A 19,886-nucleotide genomic window follows, 5' to 3' on the forward strand; every position below is an offset into this window, starting at 1 on the left:
ATTGTTGTTATTGGAAAACGCTTTAGTCGTGGTACATCACCGACCGCCCGCCATCAATCATCAGGCAGGTGGCATTGATAAAGGGCGCCTCGTCGGTCGCCAGAAACAGCGCGGTCATCGCCACCTCGATGGGCTGGCCGATACGCTTGGGCGGGTGCAGGTCGAACGCACGCTGACGCTCCGCAGAGGGGTCAAGGAACCCGTTCCAGTAGTCGACGTTGAGCTGGGTTTCGATATAGCCCGGTGCAATGGCATTCACGCGAATACCCTTGGGCGCGTATTCGATGCCCAGGGCGCGGGTAAGGCCGAGCAGGCCGTGCTTGGCGACAGGGTAAGGAAAGCAGCCGGGAATGATGTGGCTGGAATGGGTAGAAGCAATGTTGATGATGTTGCCGATGCCCTGCTCGATCATGTGCGGCAGCACCGAGCGACAACCGTACCAGGCGCCGTCAAGGTCAATGGCGAAGCAGCGGCGCCAGTCTTCGTCGGTCATTTCCAGCGGGTCGCGAAACACATTGACCCCGGCGCAGTTGACCAGCACGTCCACACGGCCGTAGCGCTCGATGGCCACATTGACCAGCGCCTGCCATTGCTCCTTGGAGGTGATATCGACGGCCTGCGCGACAATCTCGGCGCCACGCTCGCGCCAATGGGCCGCGACTTTTTCGACTTTGTCCGCCTGGATATCCGCGATCACCAACCGCGCCTGCTGCGCCTGGAAGCAGGCGACGATTGCCTCGCCAATGCCTTGTGCGGCGCCGGTGATGATCACCACCTTGTGCTTGAGGCGCTCGCCGTAAGTCGGCTCGGGCACGGCGGGTAAGGACAACGGTTGTGCCTGCATCGCTTCACCTGTTTTATTTTTGGCAGTGAGTGCTGATGCAGGCGACTATAAACCCAGACCTTGAAATATCTCAATATATAAATTTACGTCCCACAATGTGAGTAAACACATTAAAAAGCCGGCCATGAATGGCCGGCTCCGGGGCGCCTGTCAGCCTTGGGCGAAATCCCTTAGCGCATCGCCTTCCATGCGATAGCGCACCCATTCTTCCTGGGGCTGCGCGCCAATGGATTTGTAGAAGGCAATCGCCGGCTCGTTCCAGTCCAGCACGCTCCATTCGAAGCGGCCACAGCCGTTGTCGCAGGCGATCTTGGCGAGGTGGCGCAGCAACTTCTTGCCCGCCCCGCCGCCACGTTGTTCGGGGTTGATATAAAGGTCTTCCAGGTACAGACAGTTGCTGCCCAGCCAAGTGGAATAACTGAAAAAGAACACCGCAAAGCCAATCGGCAAGCCGTCGCGCAAGCAGATCAGGCCGTGGGCGGTGGCGCCCTCACTGAACAGGCTGCGCTCTATATCCACCACGCTGGCGATCACTTCGTGCCGGGCTTTTTCATACTCGGCCAGTTCCGTGATGAAGGTCAGAATCTGCGCAGCATCGCTGGGTACGGCGGGGCGAATCTCGATGGTCATGGGTGCGCCTTGGGCAAGTTCAAAGCCCACATACTAAGACGCTTTGATGACCGATTGCAGCGCATTTTCCATGTGGTGGGCACACAAAATCTTACAGGTCACGCAAGACCGTTCGTCGCCATCAAGGCACGAACCGCAATTTGGGGCTGACCAATACAGGGTAAGGACATCAATCATATGGAGACACCCTCATGAAAAATTCCAAATTGGCTGCCCTCGCTCTCACCGGCCTGTTGTCTGCAGCGTCGCTGAGCGCTATTGCCGCGACTTCGTCCACCGGCACGACGGACCCAGTCGGCTCCCCACCAAGCCCTGCCACCCAGGAATCCCAGGATTCCATGGGCACAGGCCTGGACACCAATGGCGGCGCGATCATCGACAACACCAACGGCGCCGACCCTCGCACTCAGGGTCACGATACCCAGCGCCAGGCACCTGCCGCCGTCGGTAACGGCAAAATGGGCCCTTCGGTCAACGAGCCGAAGATCAATAAAGGCGACGACTCGAATCTGCCGGGCGCACCGAAGCAACCAGCGCCTTGATGCATCCCTGGCACGATCAACACCCGATCATTTCCCAGTGAAGAGGTACACATGAACGTCGATACAAACCTTGAAAAAGAAGTCCTCACCCGCCTGCTGCATGCCCATCCGCAAGGCTTGGGCAAGGAGGTGCTGGACAACTACCGCGGCGAAAAAGAAGTCGCCAGTGTCTTGGCGCACTTGCAGGACCGCGGGCTGATCAGGGATGGGCATGTGACCACCGACGACGCCGGTGAATATTCGTTGAACCTGCCGATCAAGTTGACCGCGTCGGGTGTAGAAGAAGCGCGCAAGCTCGAAGAACCATCCGTTCAGTGATTCATTTCTGGTCTGGCCCCGCAGCTGGGGCCAGAAGGAGTTTTAGCGATGCCTCGTGGAAGCAAAGCCAAATACACCACCGAACAGAAACGCAAGGCCGCTCATATCGAAGACAGTTATGAGCACAAGGGCGTGTCCAAGGAAGAAGCCGAAGCCCGTGCCTGGGCCACCGTCAACAAGCAGTCTGGCGGCGGCGAAAAGGCTGGATCCGGCAAACGCAAAGCACCGGCTAAGAAGGCACAGGATCGCCAGGATTCGGCAAAGCGCGCAGCAGCCAGTCGCGAGGGACAGCCTCGCAGCAGCCGCGCGTCGCTGGGCACGCAAACCAAGGAAAGCCTGATGAAAGAAGCGCGGGCCAAGGATATTCCCGGGCGTTCGACCATGCGTAAGGATGAGTTGATCGAAGCGCTACGCAAGGCCGGTTGAAAAAAACACCGAACAAATGTGGGAGGGGGCTTGCTCCCGATAGCAGTGGGTCAGTGATAAATGAGCTGGCTGACATACCGCTATCGGGGGCAAGCCCCCTCCCACATTTGGATTCGTGTTTATTCAGTGAGCAGTGCATCGACTTCAGCGGTGCCGGGGGATGTCGCCGGCCCCCAGCGCGTCACCGCCAACGCCGCTGCCGCATTCGCTCGACGGGCCGCCTCAACCGGTTTCAAGCCCTTTGCCAACCCGGCAATGAACACCCCCGCATGCGCATCCCCCGCGCCATTGCTGTCCACCGCCTGCACCTTGAAACCCGGCACATGCTTGATATCGCCCACCTGCCCGACCCAGCAACCATTCGGCCCATCGCGCACCACCAACAGCGTCTCGGCCGGCAGGTGTCGACTCAACTCGGGCAACGCGGCGGCGATTTTCCTGGCCCCGGTGAATGCCAGGGCTTCAGGGCCGTTGCTGGTCCAGATATCGATACGCGGCAACAACGCGCGCATCAAGGCCGAGTCCGGCGCCTTGACCAGCGGGCCCGGATCGAACACCACCATCACCTTGCGCGACAGCGCCAGCAACCAGTCGATCAGTGGCTGCGCCTTGCCTTCAAGCAGCAGGCTGTAACCACTGACATACACGTAATCGTCGGCACGCGGGATGATGCCGGCGAGGTCTTCGGCACTGAGTTCACCCTCGGCACCCAGATGGGAAATGAACGTGCGCTCGGTGGTGGCCTCGGTCAGGGCCACGCACAAACCCGTGTCCTTGCCGCTGCTCGCCGGCAGTGCCATTTCGATCCCTTCGGCCTGCATCGCAGCGCGGGCCAGGTCACCGAACCGGCCGCTGCCGTGCCGCCCCAGGTAAACCACCGGCAGACCATTGCGCCGCGCCGCAGCCATGACGTTAAAGCCGCCACCCGTTTCAAAGCTGGCAGAGCTGGCCAGCACGTCGCCACCGCTCGCCGGTAAGGTATCGAGGGCCATGACCAGGTCGACGATGACCTGCCCGGTGTGCAGCAATCTAGACATTAGGGCTCTCGACTAACGCCGCACGCCGATCGGCCGCGCCGCCCAATACTGCGTACACCCCGCCGGCTACCAGGAAGGTGACGACCCAGCCGAGGCCGTTATGGCCGAGCCAGGAGTCGGACAGCGGCCCGGCAAACCAGATGTTGTCCGCAGTGGTGCCGATGGTGGTGAAGCTGAACCCCAGCACGATGGCCAACGCCCACGCGCCAAATGCGCGCCACTCCACACCGCCGCGATACCAGTAGGCGCTGCTCGGGCTCACATCCAGCAAATCCGTGGGGCTGTAGTAGTGACGGTGAATCAGGTCGACCACGAAAATCCCCACCCAGGCGGTGATCGGTACCGCCAGCAACGAGATGAAGGTAATGAACGGGCCGTAGAAGCTGTCGGCGATCAGCATGAAATAAATGGAGCCGGCAAAAATCGCCACGATGTCGACGATCACCGCATGCACACGCTTGACCTTCAAGCCCAGGGTCAGGGTGGTGAGGCCGGCGGAATACACCGACAGGTTGTTCGACAACAGCAGCCCGCCGAACGCGGTGATCAAGTAAGGCACCGCCATCCAGGTCGGCAGCATGTCGCGGATCGCAATGATCGGGTCCGTGGCCGACGCCAGGTCGTTGTTACCCACCGACAGCAGACCACCAAGGGTGATCAGCAACACCAGCGGAATGCCCGCGCCGAACGCGGCGGAGGCCACCAGGCGCACCGCCTTGACGCTGCGATGCTGGTAACGCGACATGTCGGCACCGGCGTTGGCCCAGCCGATACCGGTGCCGGCCGCCATGGTGCCGACGCCGATGATCATGGCGCTCAGCGGCGCCGGGGTGGCGTTGAACACCGCGCTCCAGTCGATGGTGGCGCAGAGGAAGCCGCCCACCAGGATATTCAGGGCGCCGAACACGTAGGTCGCCCATTTCTGGATCACCAGCAAGGTGGCATGGCCCAGGCCGGAAACGGCCAGGGTCAGCAGCACGAAGAGGCCGATGAAGATCAGGGTCAGCAACGGCGCGCTTTTCGCTTCCACCGGGGAACCGAACAGGATCGAGCACAGCGACAGCAACACGAAGGCGGCCGTGGTGGTGTTGACCGTTTCCCAGCCCAGGCGCGACATCAGCGACACCAGGGTCGGCCCGATATTGCCGCGTACGCCGAAGATGGCGCGGGACAAGGTCAGGCTAGGCGCACGGCCACGACGACCGGCGACGGAAATGATGCCCACCACTGCAAAAGAACCGGCAGCGCCGAGGACCGCGACGATGATCGCCTGCCAGATGGCCAGGCCACGAAACGCCACCAGCGTGGCGCCAAGCGGCAAGCCGAGGATGCTGATATTGGCCGCGAACCATACCCAGAACAGCTGCAGCGGATGCCCGTTGCACTCGTCTTCCGGGACCGGTTCGATGCCGCGCGTTTCCAGTTGCCCGGCGCCTTGGCCGGAAGAAGGGCTGCTCATGTGGGGGCTCCTGATGCTTTATTGTTGTGGTTGTGGCAACGCGTCAATGACTCAACGCAACGCGAGCAGACTTTGCACCAGCGGTTGCAGGTCCAGGCCATTCACGCGTTTGACCTTCTCGACCAGCGCGTGCGGCCAGCACTGCATGCCCAGACAGGCACCGAGCATGGCGCCGAGGATTGCGGCGATGGTATCGGTGTCGCCCCCCAGGCTCGCGGCCAGGCACAGCGCCTCGAAGGCGTTCATGTCTCCCGACGCCACTTGCTGCGCGAGGGCGAATGACACCACCACCGATTCCTGGGACGCGACGGAGGTGCCGATCAATTCATAGAGCAAGTCGGCGAACAGCGCGTTGTCGCCGCTGCCGACGCTCAGGGTGCGGGCCCAACTGATGCGGGTGGCGATGCGTCCGCCGGCTATCCAGTGGCCGTGGTGTTCGGCCTGTTGCGCAACCTGTGTGCCGATGTTGAGCGCTTCGCCCAAGTCGACGCCGTTGATGCCGGCCGAGACCACCGCCGCGACTGCTGCCGCGCTGGCAATGCCCAGGCTGGTGTTATGGGTGACCTGGCAGGCCTGGATCACCGCCTGGATAAACCGGGCCGGGTCACTGACATCGGCGGCGATGCCGACCGGCGTGATGCGCATGGCCGCGCCATTGGTGGTGCCGTAGCGCCCGGATTCTTCCGGAGTGTGCCCGGCGAGAATCATGTCGATCGCACGCTTGGTGGACGGCCCGAGCAAATCCTGGGAGCCCTTGGCGCGCATGGCCGCTTCCCAGTCGATCAGGCGTCGGGCGAGCACGCTGGGTTCGATGGTGCCGTGGCCTTCCACCAACAACTCACCGACCAGGATCGCCTGTTCGGTGTCATCGGTGATGGAACCGGCGGGCATGTTCGGCGCGATGGGCTGATCGGGGCCAGCGTCTTGCAGGGCGGTGATCGCACCGAAACGCTGCCGGACTTGCTCACGGCTCAAGGATTGGGTGGGCATGCCCAGCGCATCGCCCAGGGCCAGGCCATAGAAAGCGCCAAGCGCGCGAATGTCAGCAGTCATTTGGAAGCCCCGAATTGCAGGTGCAAACGAAAGTGCAGCGGGTCGAGCAAGCTTTCAACATGCTCCATGAAACGCTCACGACGGTCATAGGTTGTGCGCGAGGCCTTGAGAAATACCGTGCCGGCCGGATGTCCGAGCAACAGTGCGTCGTCATCGCTCAGGGCCTCGGCGCCGAGCCATTGGTCGCCTGCGGCGCCTACATAGCCATAGGCCGCCAGGGTGATGGTCAGGGAATTGTCGATCAGGCCGATGCGGGGCAGGCTTTCCAGGTCTCCGGTGGCAGGCATCAGCGAGCGTTCCAGCGACACCGCCGTACCGTCGGCCGTGCGTCGCAGGCGGTCGAGGGCAACGAAGTGTTCGCTGCCGAAACGGCTGGCCAACTCCGGGCGCGTCACCGCTTCGAAGCGCAACACCTCGGTGCTCACCTGCGCGCCGGTGTCCGCCAGGGCCTGGGCCCAACCGTGGCGTTGGTCGAGCCCCATGCCGTCAAACGTGACGATAGAGCCAACACCGCTTTGGGTGGCGATGTAGTTGCGGCGCTTGAGCTCAGCCAGCGCTTCGCGCAGCGTGCCACGACTGACCGCAAACTCTTCGGCCAGTTGATGCTCACCGGGCAACAGGAAACCGTCGGCGATCACCCCACCCTCGATACGGCGGATGAGTTCGTCAACGACGCGTTTTTTCTTATCGAATCGAACATGTCTAATCATGTACAAATTGATACCCGAAAGCCGACCTTCCCAGCAAGCGAATTATTGCAGGACAGTCAGAAAACCGGCCTCAGGGCTCCAGGCCAATCGGGTAAAACTCCCCGCTGCTCCATACGCCAAGCCAGTTTTGACCATTGATCGGACGGCTCACGGCCAGCTCGACCAATTGGTAAAACGCGTTGCGGTGCACCAGGGCCTCGAGGTTGCTGCGCACCCGCAGGTAAGGCGCCGGCTCCTCGGTGAGCGGATCGATCACCACACGCAGCGGGTGTTCAGGGCCGGCGTCGATCTGTTCGTCGACATTGGTGGTAAACGTAAGCACCTGGCTTTCGCCCTGCCCTTGCACCTCGAGCGTGACGGCTACGAAGGGCGCGTCATCGACGCGGATGCCGACCTTCTCCACCGGCGTCACCAGGAAATAATCATCGCCATCGCGGCGGATGATGTTGGAGAACAACTTGACCATGGGTTTGCGCCCGATAGGCGTGCCCTGATAGAACCAGGTGCCGTCACGGGCGATGCGCATGTCGATATGGCCGCAGAAATCCGGGTTCCACAGATGCACCGGCGCCGGCCCTTTACCTTTGGGCAGTTGCGCCAACAGGTCGTTGGCCTTGGCGGTATCGGTCATGGGGGTCTCCTCAGGCTTACTGATCACTCATGCCCAGCAAGTTCCGGGCGTACTGGGCCAGGGGCCGGGCGATCAGATCTTGTGGCGAGTTGTCGTGGAACGTCAGTAAACCGCCACGACTGCGAATACGTGCAGTATCAATCAAATACTGGGTACTGGTCTCGATCAACATGATTTGGATCACGCCGCTGTCCAGGCCAAGGCGGTCCAGCGCTTGCTGGTCGGTCCACTCATCGGCGTTGCCGATACGGTCGTCGGCTGCCGCAAAACGGCAATACAGCAAGTAGTGAGCCCCCGCCGCGCGCGCTTCGGCCATGGCCTGCTCAAGGCCTTCAGGCTGACGGGAGCGACGCACCATGGGGAAATATTCGACGAAGCCGTTGAAGGCTTCCTCGGCTACTACGTTCGGTCGCGGATACGCGCTGCCAGGCGGCACGAACGCGCCCTGGGCGATAAAGATGAAGGAATCCGGCTGCACACGGACCGACGCGGTGCGGCGCGTATCGCTGTGGTCGAGCAAGCCGGCGTCGCTCATCTGATAGCGGGTGCCTTCGGCCATATCGCTGACGGTCATGCAACCACTCAGCGCCAACGACGCCAGCAACAAAACCAGACTACGCATCCTATTCCTCCAGAAGCCGGTGACGGAAAACCGGCGAATGGGCGTGAGATGCAGAATCTGGGCCAGGGGAGCAACTGCAAGCTGCAGGCTTCAGGCTTGTAGCTTGCAGCTTATAACTTGCGCTCGACGTCAGCCGCCAATGATCTTCATCACCGTCGCGCCGCCCGAGAACGCTACTTCCTGCTTGTCGCCCAGGGCCTTCATCAACAGCCCCTGCAACGCCGGTAGTGCCTGGTGGCGCGGCTGGTCCAACAGGTCGCCGACGTAGTGACGGTTGCTCGACGACAGGCAGCCGTGCAACCAGCCCGTGGAGGACAGGCGCAAGCGCGAGCAGGTACGGCAGAACGGCACGCTTTCATTGGCGATCACGCCAAAGAAGCCCTTGCCCGGCACTTCATAGCGCACGGCCGTGGCGTCGACGGGCGCATTGGCTTGCAGGTATTCGTGGTGTTCGCCGATCAGGCTGAGCAATTGTTGCAGGCTGACGAATTGCTGCAGGAACGCGTTGGAGTCCTTCGCCAAGTGCCCCATGCGCATCAACTCGATAAAGCGCAGCTCGTAGCCCCGCTCCAGGCAGTAATCGAGCAACGGCATCACCTGGTCCAGGTTCTGGCCACGCAGGGGCACCATATTGACCTTGATCTTGATCCCGGCCGCGCGGGCCTGGTCCATACCGTCGAGCACAGTGGCCAGGTCGCCACCGCGGGCGATACTGCGGAAAGCGTCGGCGTCCAGGGTGTCGAGGGAAACGTTGATGCGCCGGATGCCCGCGTCCACCAGCAGCGGCAGCTTGCGCGCCAGCAACTGGCCGTTGGTGGTCAGGCTGATATCGCTGAGCCCCATCTGCCCTACGGCGCCCATGAAGGCTTCCAGCTTGGGACTTACCAGCGGCTCACCACCGGTAATGCGCAGGCGATCGATGCCGGCCGCTTCGATCAGGTAAGCCACGCCTCGCGCCATCGCCTGGGCCGAGAGTTCGTCCTGGGCAGCCACCAGCCGCTTGCCGTTGGGCACGCAGTAGGTACACGCGTAATTGCAGGCGGAGGTCAGGCTGATCCGCAAATTGCGAAACCGCCTGCCTTGACGATCAACGATCATGAACCACTCCGGCAGAGGATATTTCGGGCGTGCTAGAAGCTGACTTATAAATCAGCTTTTAGCAAGATCCTTGCCTGAGTATATTCCTAGGGTACTGCGCCTGGCAGAAAATCATTGAGCCATCAGCGTGATGAATGACTCAGGCAGCAGGCGCTTCGCCAGCTTTTTCAGGGCCCGGCAACTCAGCGCTGTGTTTGCGCTTGTTGCCCATGCGCACGCCAATGTCCATCAAGAACTGAAAAAAGCCTTCCTGGTCTTCCAGCACATTGCTCCAGAACGGCGAGTGGTACAGCGCGACGGCGCCATGTACCAAGGCCCAGGCGGCGCAGTAGTGGAAGTACGGCGGCACGTCTTCGAGCTTGCCTTCACTGATACGGCCCTTGATCAGCAAGGTCAGGCGTTCAAAGTTCGAGGCGCGGATCTTGTGCAGTTCCTCGACCATTTCCGGCACTTGATGGCCTTTGACGACCTTTTCTTCCAGGCGGTCAAACAGGCGGTAGCGCTGCGGGTCGCGCATGCGGAACTCGAAATAGGCTCGGGACAAGGCTTCTTTGTCCTTGTCGACATCGGCCGAATGCAGCAGCTCGTTCAAGTCGCGCTCGTAGTCGAGCATCAGGCGCAGGTAAATCTCGGCCTTGGACTTGAAGTGCTTGTAGATCGTGCCTTTGCCGATACCCACGGCATCCGCGATCATCTCGACGGTGACGCTGTCTTCGCCTTGTTCGAGGAACAATTTGAGTGCGGTGTCGAGAATTTCCTGCTCACGGCGGCGAAACTCACGGACCTTACGGGGTTCTTTATGCATGAGGAAGAGGTCTGCAAAGGTCGGAATAGGGAGGGTTTCGCGCGCCATGGATACGTGGCGATACGATTTACCCGATGCGAGGGATTATCCCGACTGAACGGTCGTTGGGCAACGCCTATGTGAACCCGTTATGCACTTTACTTTCAATACGCCAACGATTTTGGCGATATCAGTCAGAAACAATACGCACCACTCGACCCGAGCATCCTGTGCAATGAGAACTCAAGCGAAGAGCGCGTATTCCAAATCTGTTTAAAAAACGACCAATCGACACTGGACTGAATCCGATAGTGATCAATACTTCAAGTGTCGGCGCGACATCTCCCCCAAGTGACGCGTCGGCCTGGGTACCGACGGACTGTGTGCCCTTGTTTTACTCCTAATGGTCTTAGCCCGGATTCACCCCCCAGAACCCGGGTTTTTTTTGCCTGGGATTTGAGCGCGATCAGCAGGCCACATGGGCCAGCGGAAACAAACGCCTGAAGTTCTCAGTGGTCTGCTCGGCGAAGCGCTCGTAGGACTCACCGCGCAGCATTGCCAGATAATCCGCCACGTCACGCACGTACTCGGGCAGGTTCGGCTTGCCGCGATGGGGGATCGGCGCCAGGTACGGCGAGTCGGTTTCCACCAGCAGCCGGTCAGCAGGCACCTGGCGGGCGACATCACGCAGCGCGTCGGCATTGCGAAAGGTAACGATACCCGACAGGGAAATATAGAAGCCCAGATCCAGAGCGGCCTTGGCCATCTCCCAATCCTCGGTAAAGCAATGCAATACACCCGCCTGGGGCAGCGCGGCTTCACGCAACAGCGCCAGGGTATCGGCGCGAGCCCCACGGGTGTGGACGATCACCGGTTTGCCGGTCTGTTGCGCGGCCTGCAGGTGCAGGCGGAACGAGGCCTGCTGCAGGTCGGCGGCTTCGGGTTCGTAGTGGTAATCCAGACCGGTTTCGCCAATGGCGACGACGCGCGGGTGATTGAGTTCGCCCAACAGCCAGTCCAGGGCCGGTGCTTCGCCGGGTTTGAGATCCAGCGGGTGGATACCCACCGAACAATCCACGTCGGCGTAGCGATCGGCGAGGGCTTTGACGTCGGCGGCGTTTTCGGCGCTGACGCCGATGCACAGGAAGTGCCCTACCCCGCGCTGGCGCGCAGCTTCAAGGGCGGCGTCAAGGGAGCCGCCGTGCTGAGCGAGGTCGAGTCGATCAAGGTGACAGTGGGAATCTACGAGCATGGGTCTCTACAACTTGAGTTACGGAACGTGTCTAGCCAACGATACACCCGCTGGCCACGGAAATTAACGCCGGCCGAGCAGACCGACCCACTGCACCAGCAGCGCTTCGAGCAAGAGCACGCGGTTGAGGTTGGCCTTGCCGAGCACCTTCTGGCGCTGGGCGAGGATCCAGTCCTGAATGCTCAACACCTTGTCCTGGGCACTTTTCTGCGCCAGGTATTGCACCACCTTGCGCATGTCCGGCAGGCCCAGGCCGTTCTCGTCCTGGGTCAGTTGGTAGCGCAGGATCAGGCTGGACCAGTCGCAGAACCAGTCGAACAGCAGCAACAGGGGAATGTCCTTCCACGCAGTTTCGGCCAATTGCGTGGCGGACAGTTCCTGTTTGATCAGCTTCTTCACCCCGTCCACCACCAGTGCACGTTGCTCGCGCACGCCCTGGGCCTGCAGCTTCACCGCAGCCAGTGGGGAGCCTGCGGCCAGGGTCAGCAATTCGACCCGCTCTTCTGCCGAGCAGTCCGGCAGCGCCTGCGCCAGCCATTGCAGACTCATGGCCTCGCTTGGCAACGGGCACGCCTGCTGCACGCAACGGCTGCGGATAGTCGGCAACAAGCGGCTGGACTGATGGCTCACCAGCAATAGCACGGTGTTGCCGGACGGTTCTTCAAGGCTTTTGAGCAAGGCGTTGGCGGCGTTGATGTTCATCGCCTCCACCGGCTCGATCAGCACCACCTTGCGCCCGCCCATCTGCGCGGTCTGCACCACGAAGCTGACGAGGTCGCGTACTTGGTCGACCTTGATCGCTTTGTCCGCTTCCTCAGGTTCCAGCACATAGTTGTCAGGGTGGCTACCCGCCTTCAGCAGCAGGCAGGATTTGCATGCGCCGCAGGCCTCCAGGCTGACCGGGCGCTGGCACAACAAGCTGGCCATCAAGCGTTCGGCAAGGGCGCGCTTGCCGATGCCTGTCGGGCCGTGCAGCAAATAGGCGTGGGCGTGCTGGGCACGGCCGGCCAATTGTTGCCACAGGCCGTCCTGCCATGGATAGGCATCAGCCACGGGCGCGCTCCAGCAGGGTGGGCAATAGCGCATCGATGGCGTGCTGCACCTGCGCCAGCGGCTGAGCCGCATCGAGCAGGTGATAACGCGCAGGCTCCGCCTTGGCACGCGCGAGGAATGCAGTGCGCACAGCGTCGAAAAACCCCTGGCCTTCCAGCTCGAAACGATCCAGGCGGCCGCGTGCACTGGCGCGAGCCATCCCCACTTCCACCGGCAGGTCGAACAGCAGGGTCAGGTCTGGACGCAGATCGCCCTGCACGAAGGCTTCCAGGGCAGCGATACGTTCCGGGCACAACCCACGACCACCGCCCTGGTAGGCGTAGGTGGAGTCAGTGAAACGGTCGCAGATCACCACGGCGCCGCGTGCCAGCGCCGGTCGGATGACCTCGGCCAAATGCTGGGCACGGGCGGCGAACACCAGCAGCAGCTCGGTATCCGGGTTCATTGGCTCATCACCCGGCGCCAGCAATACTTCACGGATGCGCTCGGCCAGCGGCGTACCGCCGGGCTCACGGGTCAACACCACTTCGATGCCCGCAGCACGCAGGCGCTCGGCCAGGTGGTCGCGGTTGGTGCTTTTGCCGGCGCCTTCCGGGCCTTCGAGGGTTATAAACAAGCCAGTCACAGGCAGTCCTTAGTCAGAGTCATTGCGGGCTTTGCGGGGCGCTGGTGTCCGGCGCAGGCTCTGCCGGTACGTCAACCGGTGGCACCGCGTCGTCCAGCGGCTTGACCGCCGGTGCCGGGCTGGAACGGTAATCGGCACGGCGCTTGAGTTGAAACTCACGCACGGCGGCATTATGCGCATCCAGGTCATCCGAGAAAATATGGCTGCCATCGCCACGGGCGACGAAATACAGGCTGCTGCCCGGCACCGGGTTCAGTGCGGCATGAATCGCCTCGCGGCCGACCATGGCGATGGGTGTCGGCGGCAAGCCGGCGATCATGTAGGTGTTGTAGGGGTTGGCTTCCTTGAGATGGGCGCGGGTCAACTTGCCGTTGTAGCGCTCACCCAGGCCGTAGATCACCGTGGGATCGGTCTGCAACATCATGCCCATCTTCAGGCGACGCACGAACACACCGGCAATTTGCCCGCGCTCTTCGGGCACACCGGTCTCCTTTTCTACAAGAGAGGCCATGATCAGCGCTTGATAAGGCTCAGTGTAAGGCGCATCAGGCGCGCGCTTGCTCCACTCCTGGGCCAGTACATCATCGAGGCGGTTGTAGGCCTTCTTCAGGAATTCGACATCGGTCATGCCGCGCACGAAACGGTAGGTGTCGGGAAAGAAGCGGCCTTCAGGGAACACGCCAGGATGGCCGAGCTTGTCCATCACTTCGCTGTCACTGAGGCCCGAGAGGCTCTGCACGATCTTGTCATGCTTGGCCAGCGCCGAGCGTACCTGGCGGAAGTTCCACCCCTCCACCAGGGTCAGGCTGTATTGCACCACTTCCCCACGCTGCCACAGGCCGATCAGGCCTTCGGCGGTCATGCCTGGGGTCATCCGGTATTCGCCGCTGTGCAGCGGCTGGCCCTCAAGGTTGAAACGCCAATAAAGACGCAGCCAGAAGGCACCGTCGAGCACGCCATCGGCTTCCAGACGATTGAAGGTGCCAGTGGGCGTCGCCCCTGCCGGCACATCGAGCAATCGCTCCTGGGTCAAATGCAACGGCTGTTTCAAAGCATCGTTGTATTTCCAGGCGCAAAAGCCCGCCAGCAAAGCCGCCGAGCACACACCGATCAGCAGCAGTACAACCAGTTTTCGTATCACTCAAATATCCAATAGCGCGCGAACAATGCCCTGCAGTTTACGGGTGAGCGGGCCAACCGACCAGCTCATCCCAGCGCACTCGCATACCGGCCAGATGCCATAAACGCTGTTGCACACAAAGACTTCGTCGGCCTGCTGCAACTGTTCGAGACTGATGTCGGCCACGGCCACCGGGACGCCCAGCACTTGCGCCTGGGCCAGGAGTTCGGCGCGCATCACGCCGGCAACGCCGCAACGCTTCAGATCAGCGGTTAGTAACAAGCCGTTGCGCACCAGGAACAGGTTGCTGAACACACCTTCAATGACACGACCGGACGTATCCAGCATCAAGCCTTCGGCATGCTCGGCATCCCGCCATTCGGCGCGGGCGATCACCTGCTCAAGGCGGTTGAGGTGTTTGAGCCCGGCCAGCAGCGGTTGTTGGGCCAAGCGGGTGACACACGCAAACAGGCGGATGCCGTCGGTTCCATGGGTTTCGGGATAAGCGGCAGGCGGACTGCCCTGCAAGATACGGCGCGCAGCGGCCTCGGGGTCGATGCCATAACCGCGCTGGCTGTCGCCACGGGTCAGGATCAACTTGAGCACGCCATCGCCAAGGGCTGTGGCATAGGCCAGCACCTCGCTACGGACCAGCCCGTGATCTGCGGCTAACCCGAGGCGCCTGCAGCCCTCATGGAGGCGCTGCAGATGGCGGTCAAGCAGCACCGGCTGCCCGGCCTTGACCGCGATGGTTTCAAACACCCCATCGCCATACGCCAGGCCGCGATCTTTCAGGGGCACGCTGTCCGCTGGCTGACCGTCGACCCAGCTGTGCATCACTCGGCGAACCGGCGGAACACCAGCGAGCCGTTGGTGCCACCAAAACCGAACGAGTTGGAGATCACCACGTCGATCGGCATCGGTTGCGCTTCGTGAGGCACGAAGTTCAGGTCGCAACCTTCGTCCGGCTCATCAAGGTTGATGGTCGGCGGAGCGACCTGGTCCTTGATGGCCATGACACTGAAGATCGCCTCGACCGCGCCCGCCGCGCCCAGCAGATGGCCGGTCATGGACTTGGTGGAGCTGACGGCCAGCTTATAGGCATGCTCGCCGAACACCGACTTGATGGCCTCGGCTTCCGCCAGGTCGCCGGTTGGCGTCGAAGTGCCATGGGCATTGATGTACTGCACCTGGTCGGCGTTGACCTTCGCATCGCGCAAGGCGTTGGTGATGCAACGCGCGGCACCGGCACCGTCGGCCGGTGGCGAGGTCATGTGGTAGGCGTCGCCGCTCATGCCAAAGCCGATCAGCTCGGCATAGATGGTGGCACCGCGCGCCTTGGCATGCTCCAACTCTTCCAGCACCAGGGCGCCGGCACCGTCGGACAGTACGAAACCGTCGCGGCCTTTGTCCCACGGACGGCTGGCACGGGTCGGTTCGTCGTTGCGGGTCGACAGCGCACGGGACGCGCCGAAGCCGCCCATGCCCAGGCCGCAGGCAGCCATCTCGGCGCCGCCGGCGATCATCACGTCAGCTTCATCGTAGGCGATATTGCGCGCCGCCATGCCGATGCAGTGGGTGCCCGTGGTGCACGCCGTTGCGATGGCGTAATTAGGCCCCTGTGCGCCCAGGTGGATCGACAGGAAACCGGAAATCATATTGATGATCGAGCCCGGCACGAAGAACGGTGAAATTCGACGGGGGCCGGAATCGTGCAGCGTGCGGCTGGTTTCTTCGATATTGGTCAGGCCACCAATACCCGAACCCATGGCCACGCCGATGCGCTCACGGTTGGCGTCGGTGACCTCCAGGCCGGCATTACGCACCGCCTGAAAACCGGCTGCCAGGCCGTACTGAATGAACAGGTCGAGCTTGCGGGATTCCTTGATCGAGAGGTATTCCTCGACATTGAAACCCTTTACCGAGCCGCCAAAACGGGTGGAATAGGCAGAAAGGTCCGTGTGTTCGATCAGACCGATACCACTGTGGCCAGCCAGAATGCCCTGCCAACTGCTTGGCACATCCGTGCCCAGTGGCGACAACATACCCATACCGGTGACTACGACGCGTCTACGCGACACAGCACTCTCCTTTTTCTAATGACGACACTTTGCTTCGCAGCGTACTTTTCGTCACCGCTTAAAGAAAAAACCGCACGCCGTTACAGCAGTGCGGTTTTTCCCTGACAGCAAGCGACGACTACAAACTATTACGCCTGGTGGGCAGTAACGTAGTCGATAGCAGCTTGAACAGTAGTGATTTTTTCAGCTTCTTCGTCCGGGATTTCGGTCTCGAATTCCTCTTCCAGAGCCATCACCAGCTCAACGGTGTCAAGGGAATCGGCACCCAGGTCTTCTACGAAGGAAGCAGTGTTGGTCACTTCTTCTTCTTTGACGCCCAGTTGCTCGGCAACGATTTTCTTGACGCGCTCTTCGATGGTGCTCATACCTTGTTTAACTCCTAATGGACAAATTCAGGCAGCTGGCCAGTGGGTAAGTGTATAGAAAGCCATTTCAGCTTTTCAACTGAAAGCTTCACCCTGTACCCGCCCTGCCACCTGCCTATAAATTAAGTTGCAGCTTTATAACGGATTTTAGACAGCTCGTATGACATATTTTTGAAGCGATCCGTCACAATTTAACTCATGTACATCCCGCCGTTCACTGGAATTGTAGCCCCAGTCACGTATGCCGCACCGTCGGATGCAAGGAAAGTGACCACATTCGCGATCTCTTGAGCCTGGCCCAGACGGCCCAGCGGAATCTGCGTCAGCAAGGCTTCACGCTGTGCTTCCGGCAGTTCGCGGGTCATATCGGTGTCGATGAACCCTGGAGCCACCGAGTTTACCGTAATCGACCGCGAACCGACTTCACGCGCCAGTGCACGGCTGAAACCTTCCAGACCGGCCTTGGCGGAGGCGTAGTTTACTTGGCCGGCGTTGCCCATGGCACCCACTACGGAGCCAATATTGATAATTCGGCCCCAACGCGCCTTGGTCATGCCGCGCAAAACGCCCTTGGACAGGCGGAACAGACTGTTCAGGTTGGTATCGACTACGTCGTACCATTCGTCGTCTTTCATGCGCATCATCAGGTTATCGCGGGTGATACCGGCATTGTTCACCAGAATCGACGGCGCACCGAACTGAGCGGTGATCTCGGCCAGCACAGCCGCCACAGACGCATCACTGGTCACATTCAGCTCAAGGCCGGTGCCCTGCACGCCGTTTTCCTTGAGGGTCGCGGCAATACGCTCGGCGCCCGAAGCGGAAGTGGCGGTGCCGATCACAACGGCGCCCTGACGGCCCAGCTCCAGGGCGATGGCCTGGCCGATGCCACGGCTTGCGCCGGTAACCAGTGCAACTTTACCTTGCAGACTCATGCAGGCTTCTCCTAAGTACAAAATCGGGATTAAGCGTTCAGGCCAGTGCCGCGAGCGGCAGCGAAGGCTTCAGGGGTATTGAGGTTGGCAGTCGACACACCGTCGGCGCAGCGCTTGTTCAGGCCGGCCAGGACTTTGCCCGGACCGCACTCGACCAGCTCGGTGGCGCCGTTGGCGGCCAGGGTCTGCACCGATTCCACCCAGCGTACCGGCTTGTAGAGCTGCTCCAGCAGGTCGCGCTTGAGGGTGTCCAGGTCAGGGGCAACCGTCGCGCTGACGTTCTGCACCAGCGGGATCTGCGGCGCCTGCCAGTTGATGGCAGCGATAGACTCGGCAAAACGCTCGGCGGCCGGGCGCATCAGTTCGCAGTGCGACGGCACGCTGACCGGCAACGGCAGCGCACGCTTGGCGCCACGCGCCTTGCAGCCTTCGATGGCGCGTTCGACCGCCGCCTTGGCACCGGCAATGACCACTTGGCCAGGGGAGTTGAAGTTGACCGCGCTGACCACTTCGCCCTGGGCCGCTTCGGCACAGGCTTCGATCACCACGGCGTCGTCCAGGCCCAGGATAGCGGCCATGCCGCCCTGCCCGGCCGGAACGGCTTCCTGCATCAATTGGCCACGACGCTCGACCAGCTTGACCGCTTCACCGAGGGTCAGGCTGCCCGCCGCGACCAGCGCGCTGTATTCGCCCAGGCTGTGGCCGGCAACGAACGCCGGGCGCGTGCCGCCTTCGGCCAGCCACAAGCGCCACAGGGCGATCGAAGCGGTCAAAATGGCCGGCTGGGTTTTATCGGTTTGATTGAGTTGCTCTTCCGGCCCCTGCTGGGTCAACGCCCACAGGTCGTAACCCAGTGCGTCGGAAGCTTCCTTGAAGGTGTCCAGGATCAGCGGGTATTGCGCGCCCAGCTCGGCCAACATGCCGAGGGACTGCGAACCCTGCCCTGGAAAGACGAATGCGAGGGATGTAGACATGTAACAAGCCCCTAATGATCTTGTCGTCGGAAAGAGGCGCCCCTACGGTGGGAGCGCACGAAACTGACAGATTGGATGGTCAATTGAACTGGCCGGTCACATTTAAGCACTCCCGGGCCAATTCGCCTAAGGCAACAGATCATCGAGACGGCCGTGCAAACGTTGCGGCAGGTTTTCCTGAATCTCGATCACGGCCCGCGCAATGGCACTTTGAAAACCTTCCACACCAGCCGAACCGTGGCTTTTCACCACAATGCCCTGCAAACCCAGAAAACTCGCGCCATTGTGCCTTGCCGGGGCCAGGTCGGCCTGCAGACGGCGCATCAATGGCAGCGCCAGGGCGCCAACAGCCCGCGACGCCAGGTTCTGTTTGAACAGCGCTTCGATGCGCGTGGCGATCATGGTCGCCAGGCCTTCACTGGATTTGAGCAGGATATTGCCGACGAACCCGTCGCACACCACCACATCCGCCTCGCCACGGTACAAACCGTCACCCTCGACAAAACCGATGTAGTTCAAGCCTCGCGAGCCCTGCAGCAACGCAGCGGCGAGCTTGACCTGCTGGTTGCCCTTGATGTCTTCGGTGCCGATGTTCAGCAAGGCCACGCGTGGCCGTACCACGCCCAGCGCTTCGGCCGCCACCGAGCCCATTACGGCGAACTGGAACAGGTGCTCGGCACTGCAGTCGACGTTCGCCCCCAGGTCCAGCAACTGGCAATAGCCCTTCTGCGTCGGAATCGCCGCCACCATCGCCGGCCGGTCGATGCCCGGCAGCGTCTTGAGCACATGCCGCGACAGGGCCATCAGAGCGCCTGTATTGCCGGCACTGACACAGGCTTGCACCTTGCCGTCGCGCAACATTTCCAACGCCACGCGCATGGACGAGTCGGGCTTCCCGCGCAAGGCCGCTGCCGGCTTTTCGTCCATGGTGATGGCTTCGCTGGCCGCTGTAACCGTCAGGCGCGCGCGATCCACCGCCGGATGGCTGGCAATCAGTTCTTCAAGTAGGGAGGGTTGACCGACGAGGGTCAGGTGCAGCGAGGGCGTAGCGGTCAGGCTGGCAATGCAGGCCTGAACAATGCTGCGGGGACCGAAGTCCCCGCCCATTGCGTCAATCGCGATGACTTGAGCAGACAAGTGATTACTCGTCAGCGCCCTTGTCGATCACTTTACGGCCACGGTAAACGCCTTCTGGCGAAACGTGGTGACGCAGGTGAATTTCACCGGTGGTTTTTTCTACAGACAGAGTGCTTGCCGTCAGGGCATCGTGCGAACGACGCATGTCACGGGCAGAGCGGGATTTTTTGTTCTGCTGAACAGCCATAAT

General features: G+C 61.5%; 24 protein-coding genes. 3 read left to right on the forward strand and 21 right to left on the reverse strand.

The window, feature by feature from the left end:
• Positions 1-22: 22 nt before the first annotated feature.
• On the reverse strand, positions 23-844 hold the full coding sequence (locus C4J90_RS19580) for an SDR family oxidoreductase (RefSeq protein ID WP_124420614.1): 822 nt from the start codon (positions 842-844) through the stop codon (positions 23-25).
• A 150-nt stretch (positions 845-994) separates the two neighbouring features.
• On the reverse strand, positions 995-1,474 hold the full coding sequence (locus C4J90_RS19585; protein WP_034128422.1) for a GNAT family N-acetyltransferase: 480 nt from the start codon (positions 1,472-1,474) through the stop codon (positions 995-997).
• Positions 1,475-1,665: 191 nt separating this feature from the next.
• Between C4J90_RS19585 and C4J90_RS19590 the strand changes: the two genes are divergently transcribed.
• The 3 genes from C4J90_RS19590 to C4J90_RS19600 are packed head-to-tail and all read left to right on the forward strand — an operon-like array spanning position 1,666 to position 2,760.
• Positions 1,666-2,016, forward strand: coding sequence for a hypothetical protein (locus C4J90_RS19590; protein WP_124363994.1), 351 nt, complete (start codon positions 1,666-1,668; stop codon positions 2,014-2,016).
• 51 nt (positions 2,017-2,067) lie between these two features.
• The gene (locus C4J90_RS19595; protein WP_124368013.1) at positions 2,068-2,334 is read left to right on the forward strand and encodes a hypothetical protein; all 267 of its coding nucleotides are present in this window, start codon (positions 2,068-2,070) and stop codon (positions 2,332-2,334) included.
• Between the two features lie 48 nt (positions 2,335-2,382).
• Positions 2,383-2,760 (forward strand): Rho termination factor N-terminal domain-containing protein, encoded by a 378-nt coding sequence (locus tag C4J90_RS19600; RefSeq protein WP_124410579.1) that lies wholly within the window; start codon positions 2,383-2,385, stop codon positions 2,758-2,760.
• A 119-nt stretch (positions 2,761-2,879) separates the two neighbouring features.
• Here C4J90_RS19600 and C4J90_RS19605 read toward each other — a convergent pair whose 3' ends face one another.
• From C4J90_RS19605 to rpmF, 19 genes are all read right to left on the reverse strand, one after another.
• On the reverse strand, positions 2,880-3,797 hold the full coding sequence (locus C4J90_RS19605) for a PfkB family carbohydrate kinase (RefSeq protein WP_124420615.1): 918 nt from the start codon (positions 3,795-3,797) through the stop codon (positions 2,880-2,882).
• Positions 3,790-5,256 (reverse strand): cytosine permease, encoded by a 1,467-nt coding sequence (locus tag C4J90_RS19610; RefSeq protein WP_124420616.1) that lies wholly within the window; start codon positions 5,254-5,256, stop codon positions 3,790-3,792. Before C4J90_RS19610 ends, C4J90_RS19605 begins: the two co-directional genes overlap by 8 nt.
• Before the next feature lie 51 nt (positions 5,257-5,307).
• Positions 5,308-6,309: an ADP-ribosylglycohydrolase family protein gene (locus C4J90_RS19615; protein WP_124420617.1), complete on the reverse strand. Its 1,002-nt coding sequence runs from the start codon at positions 6,307-6,309 to the stop codon at positions 5,308-5,310.
• On the reverse strand, positions 6,306-7,019 hold the full coding sequence (locus C4J90_RS19620; RefSeq protein WP_124420618.1) for a GntR family transcriptional regulator: 714 nt from the start codon (positions 7,017-7,019) through the stop codon (positions 6,306-6,308). Before C4J90_RS19620 ends, C4J90_RS19615 begins: the two co-directional genes overlap by 4 nt.
• A gap of 70 nt (positions 7,020-7,089) precedes the next feature.
• A complete protein-coding gene (locus C4J90_RS19625; protein ID WP_124364001.1) occupies positions 7,090-7,650 on the reverse strand; it encodes a DUF1285 domain-containing protein in 561 nt (186 codons plus the stop codon).
• Between the two features lie 16 nt (positions 7,651-7,666).
• Positions 7,667-8,272 carry a DUF4823 domain-containing protein gene (locus tag C4J90_RS19630; RefSeq protein ID WP_124420619.1) on the reverse strand — a complete coding sequence of 202 codons (606 nt, stop codon included), beginning with the start codon at positions 8,270-8,272 and terminating at the stop codon, positions 7,667-7,669.
• Positions 8,273-8,401: 129 nt separating this feature from the next.
• Positions 8,402-9,370 (reverse strand): GTP 3',8-cyclase MoaA, encoded by a 969-nt coding sequence (locus tag C4J90_RS19635; RefSeq protein WP_124415387.1) that lies wholly within the window; start codon positions 9,368-9,370, stop codon positions 8,402-8,404.
• A gap of 139 nt (positions 9,371-9,509) precedes the next feature.
• On the reverse strand, positions 9,510-10,175 hold the full coding sequence (locus C4J90_RS19640; protein WP_124364004.1) for a TetR/AcrR family transcriptional regulator: 666 nt from the start codon (positions 10,173-10,175) through the stop codon (positions 9,510-9,512).
• Between the two features lie 445 nt (positions 10,176-10,620).
• Positions 10,621-11,406, reverse strand: a complete 786-nt coding sequence (locus tag C4J90_RS19645; RefSeq protein ID WP_124364005.1) for a TatD family hydrolase — start codon at positions 11,404-11,406, stop codon at positions 10,621-10,623.
• A 63-nt stretch (positions 11,407-11,469) separates the two neighbouring features.
• Positions 11,470-12,459 (reverse strand): DNA polymerase III subunit delta', encoded by a 990-nt coding sequence (locus C4J90_RS19650; RefSeq protein WP_124420620.1) that lies wholly within the window; start codon positions 12,457-12,459, stop codon positions 11,470-11,472.
• Complete coding sequence (tmk, locus tag C4J90_RS19655; RefSeq protein ID WP_124420621.1) at positions 12,452-13,084, reverse strand: dTMP kinase; 633 nt, start codon at positions 13,082-13,084, stop codon at positions 12,452-12,454. The genes C4J90_RS19650 and tmk overlap by 8 nt, the downstream gene beginning before the upstream one ends.
• Positions 13,085-13,103: 19 nt before the next feature.
• On the reverse strand, positions 13,104-14,225 hold the full coding sequence (gene mltG, locus C4J90_RS19660; RefSeq protein ID WP_124420622.1) for an endolytic transglycosylase MltG: 1,122 nt from the start codon (positions 14,223-14,225) through the stop codon (positions 13,104-13,106).
• Positions 14,226-15,041, reverse strand: coding sequence for an aminodeoxychorismate lyase (gene pabC / locus C4J90_RS19665; protein ID WP_124420623.1), 816 nt, complete (start codon positions 15,039-15,041; stop codon positions 14,226-14,228).
• Positions 15,041-16,285, reverse strand: coding sequence for a beta-ketoacyl-ACP synthase II (fabF, locus tag C4J90_RS19670; protein WP_124364010.1), 1,245 nt, complete (start codon positions 16,283-16,285; stop codon positions 15,041-15,043). Before fabF ends, pabC begins: the two co-directional genes overlap by 1 nt.
• A gap of 128 nt (positions 16,286-16,413) precedes the next feature.
• The gene (gene acpP, locus C4J90_RS19675; RefSeq protein ID WP_010566559.1) at positions 16,414-16,650 is read right to left on the reverse strand and encodes an acyl carrier protein; all 237 of its coding nucleotides are present in this window, start codon (positions 16,648-16,650) and stop codon (positions 16,414-16,416) included.
• A gap of 191 nt (positions 16,651-16,841) precedes the next feature.
• On the reverse strand, positions 16,842-17,585 hold the full coding sequence (gene fabG, locus C4J90_RS19680; RefSeq protein WP_124364011.1) for a 3-oxoacyl-ACP reductase FabG: 744 nt from the start codon (positions 17,583-17,585) through the stop codon (positions 16,842-16,844).
• A gap of 29 nt (positions 17,586-17,614) precedes the next feature.
• Positions 17,615-18,559, reverse strand: a complete 945-nt coding sequence (gene fabD / locus C4J90_RS19685; protein WP_124420624.1) for an ACP S-malonyltransferase — start codon at positions 18,557-18,559, stop codon at positions 17,615-17,617.
• A 126-nt stretch (positions 18,560-18,685) separates the two neighbouring features.
• Positions 18,686-19,696 (reverse strand): phosphate acyltransferase PlsX, encoded by a 1,011-nt coding sequence (plsX, locus tag C4J90_RS19690; protein ID WP_124420625.1) that lies wholly within the window; start codon positions 19,694-19,696, stop codon positions 18,686-18,688.
• A gap of 4 nt (positions 19,697-19,700) precedes the next feature.
• Positions 19,701-19,883, reverse strand: a complete 183-nt coding sequence (gene rpmF, locus C4J90_RS19695; protein ID WP_008152339.1) for a 50S ribosomal protein L32 — start codon at positions 19,881-19,883, stop codon at positions 19,701-19,703.
• Positions 19,884-19,886: the final 3 nt, after the last annotated feature.

This window comes from Pseudomonas sp. R2-60-08W (assembly GCF_003852335.1).
Lineage (GTDB): Bacteria > Pseudomonadota > Gammaproteobacteria > Pseudomonadales > Pseudomonadaceae > Aquipseudomonas.

Excerpts from the sequence above, each read along its gene's own strand:
- acpP (WP_010566559.1), bottom strand. The coding sequence starts at position 16,650 with ATGAGCACCATCGAAGAGCGCGTCAAGAAAATCGTTGCCGAGCAACTG.
- fabD (WP_124420624.1), bottom strand. The coding sequence starts at position 18,559 with ATGTCTACATCCCTCGCATTCGTCTTTCCAGGGCAGGGTTCGCAGTCC.
- C4J90_RS19630 (WP_124420619.1), bottom strand. The coding sequence starts at position 8,272 with ATGCGTAGTCTGGTTTTGTTGCTGGCGTCGTTGGCGCTGAGTGGTTGC.
- C4J90_RS19625 (WP_124364001.1), bottom strand. The coding sequence starts at position 7,650 with ATGACCGATACCGCCAAGGCCAACGACCTGTTGGCGCAACTGCCCAAA.
- rpmF (WP_008152339.1), bottom strand. The coding sequence starts at position 19,883 with ATGGCTGTTCAGCAGAACAAAAAATCCCGCTCTGCCCGTGACATGCGT.
- C4J90_RS19635 (WP_124415387.1), bottom strand. The coding sequence starts at position 9,370 with ATGATCGTTGATCGTCAAGGCAGGCGGTTTCGCAATTTGCGGATCAGC.
- C4J90_RS19610 (WP_124420616.1), bottom strand. The coding sequence starts at position 5,256 with ATGAGCAGCCCTTCTTCCGGCCAAGGCGCCGGGCAACTGGAAACGCGC.
- C4J90_RS19585 (WP_034128422.1), bottom strand. The coding sequence starts at position 1,474 with ATGACCATCGAGATTCGCCCCGCCGTACCCAGCGATGCTGCGCAGATT.
- C4J90_RS19615 (WP_124420617.1), bottom strand. The coding sequence starts at position 6,309 with ATGACTGCTGACATTCGCGCGCTTGGCGCTTTCTATGGCCTGGCCCTG.
- fabG (WP_124364011.1), bottom strand. The coding sequence starts at position 17,585 with ATGAGTCTGCAAGGTAAAGTTGCACTGGTTACCGGCGCAAGCCGTGGC.
- pabC (WP_124420623.1), bottom strand. The coding sequence starts at position 15,041 with ATGCACAGCTGGGTCGACGGTCAGCCAGCGGACAGCGTGCCCCTGAAA.
- C4J90_RS19620 (WP_124420618.1), bottom strand. The coding sequence starts at position 7,019 with ATGATTAGACATGTTCGATTCGATAAGAAAAAACGCGTCGTTGACGAA.
- C4J90_RS19580 (WP_124420614.1), bottom strand. The coding sequence starts at position 844 with ATGCAGGCACAACCGTTGTCCTTACCCGCCGTGCCCGAGCCGACTTAC.
- C4J90_RS19590 (WP_124363994.1), top strand. The coding sequence starts at position 1,666 with ATGAAAAATTCCAAATTGGCTGCCCTCGCTCTCACCGGCCTGTTGTCT.
- C4J90_RS19600 (WP_124410579.1), top strand. The coding sequence starts at position 2,383 with ATGCCTCGTGGAAGCAAAGCCAAATACACCACCGAACAGAAACGCAAG.
- C4J90_RS19645 (WP_124364005.1), bottom strand. The coding sequence starts at position 11,406 with ATGCTCGTAGATTCCCACTGTCACCTTGATCGACTCGACCTCGCTCAG.
- C4J90_RS19605 (WP_124420615.1), bottom strand. The coding sequence starts at position 3,797 with ATGTCTAGATTGCTGCACACCGGGCAGGTCATCGTCGACCTGGTCATG.
- C4J90_RS19640 (WP_124364004.1), bottom strand. The coding sequence starts at position 10,175 with ATGCATAAAGAACCCCGTAAGGTCCGTGAGTTTCGCCGCCGTGAGCAG.
- C4J90_RS19595 (WP_124368013.1), top strand. The coding sequence starts at position 2,068 with ATGAACGTCGATACAAACCTTGAAAAAGAAGTCCTCACCCGCCTGCTG.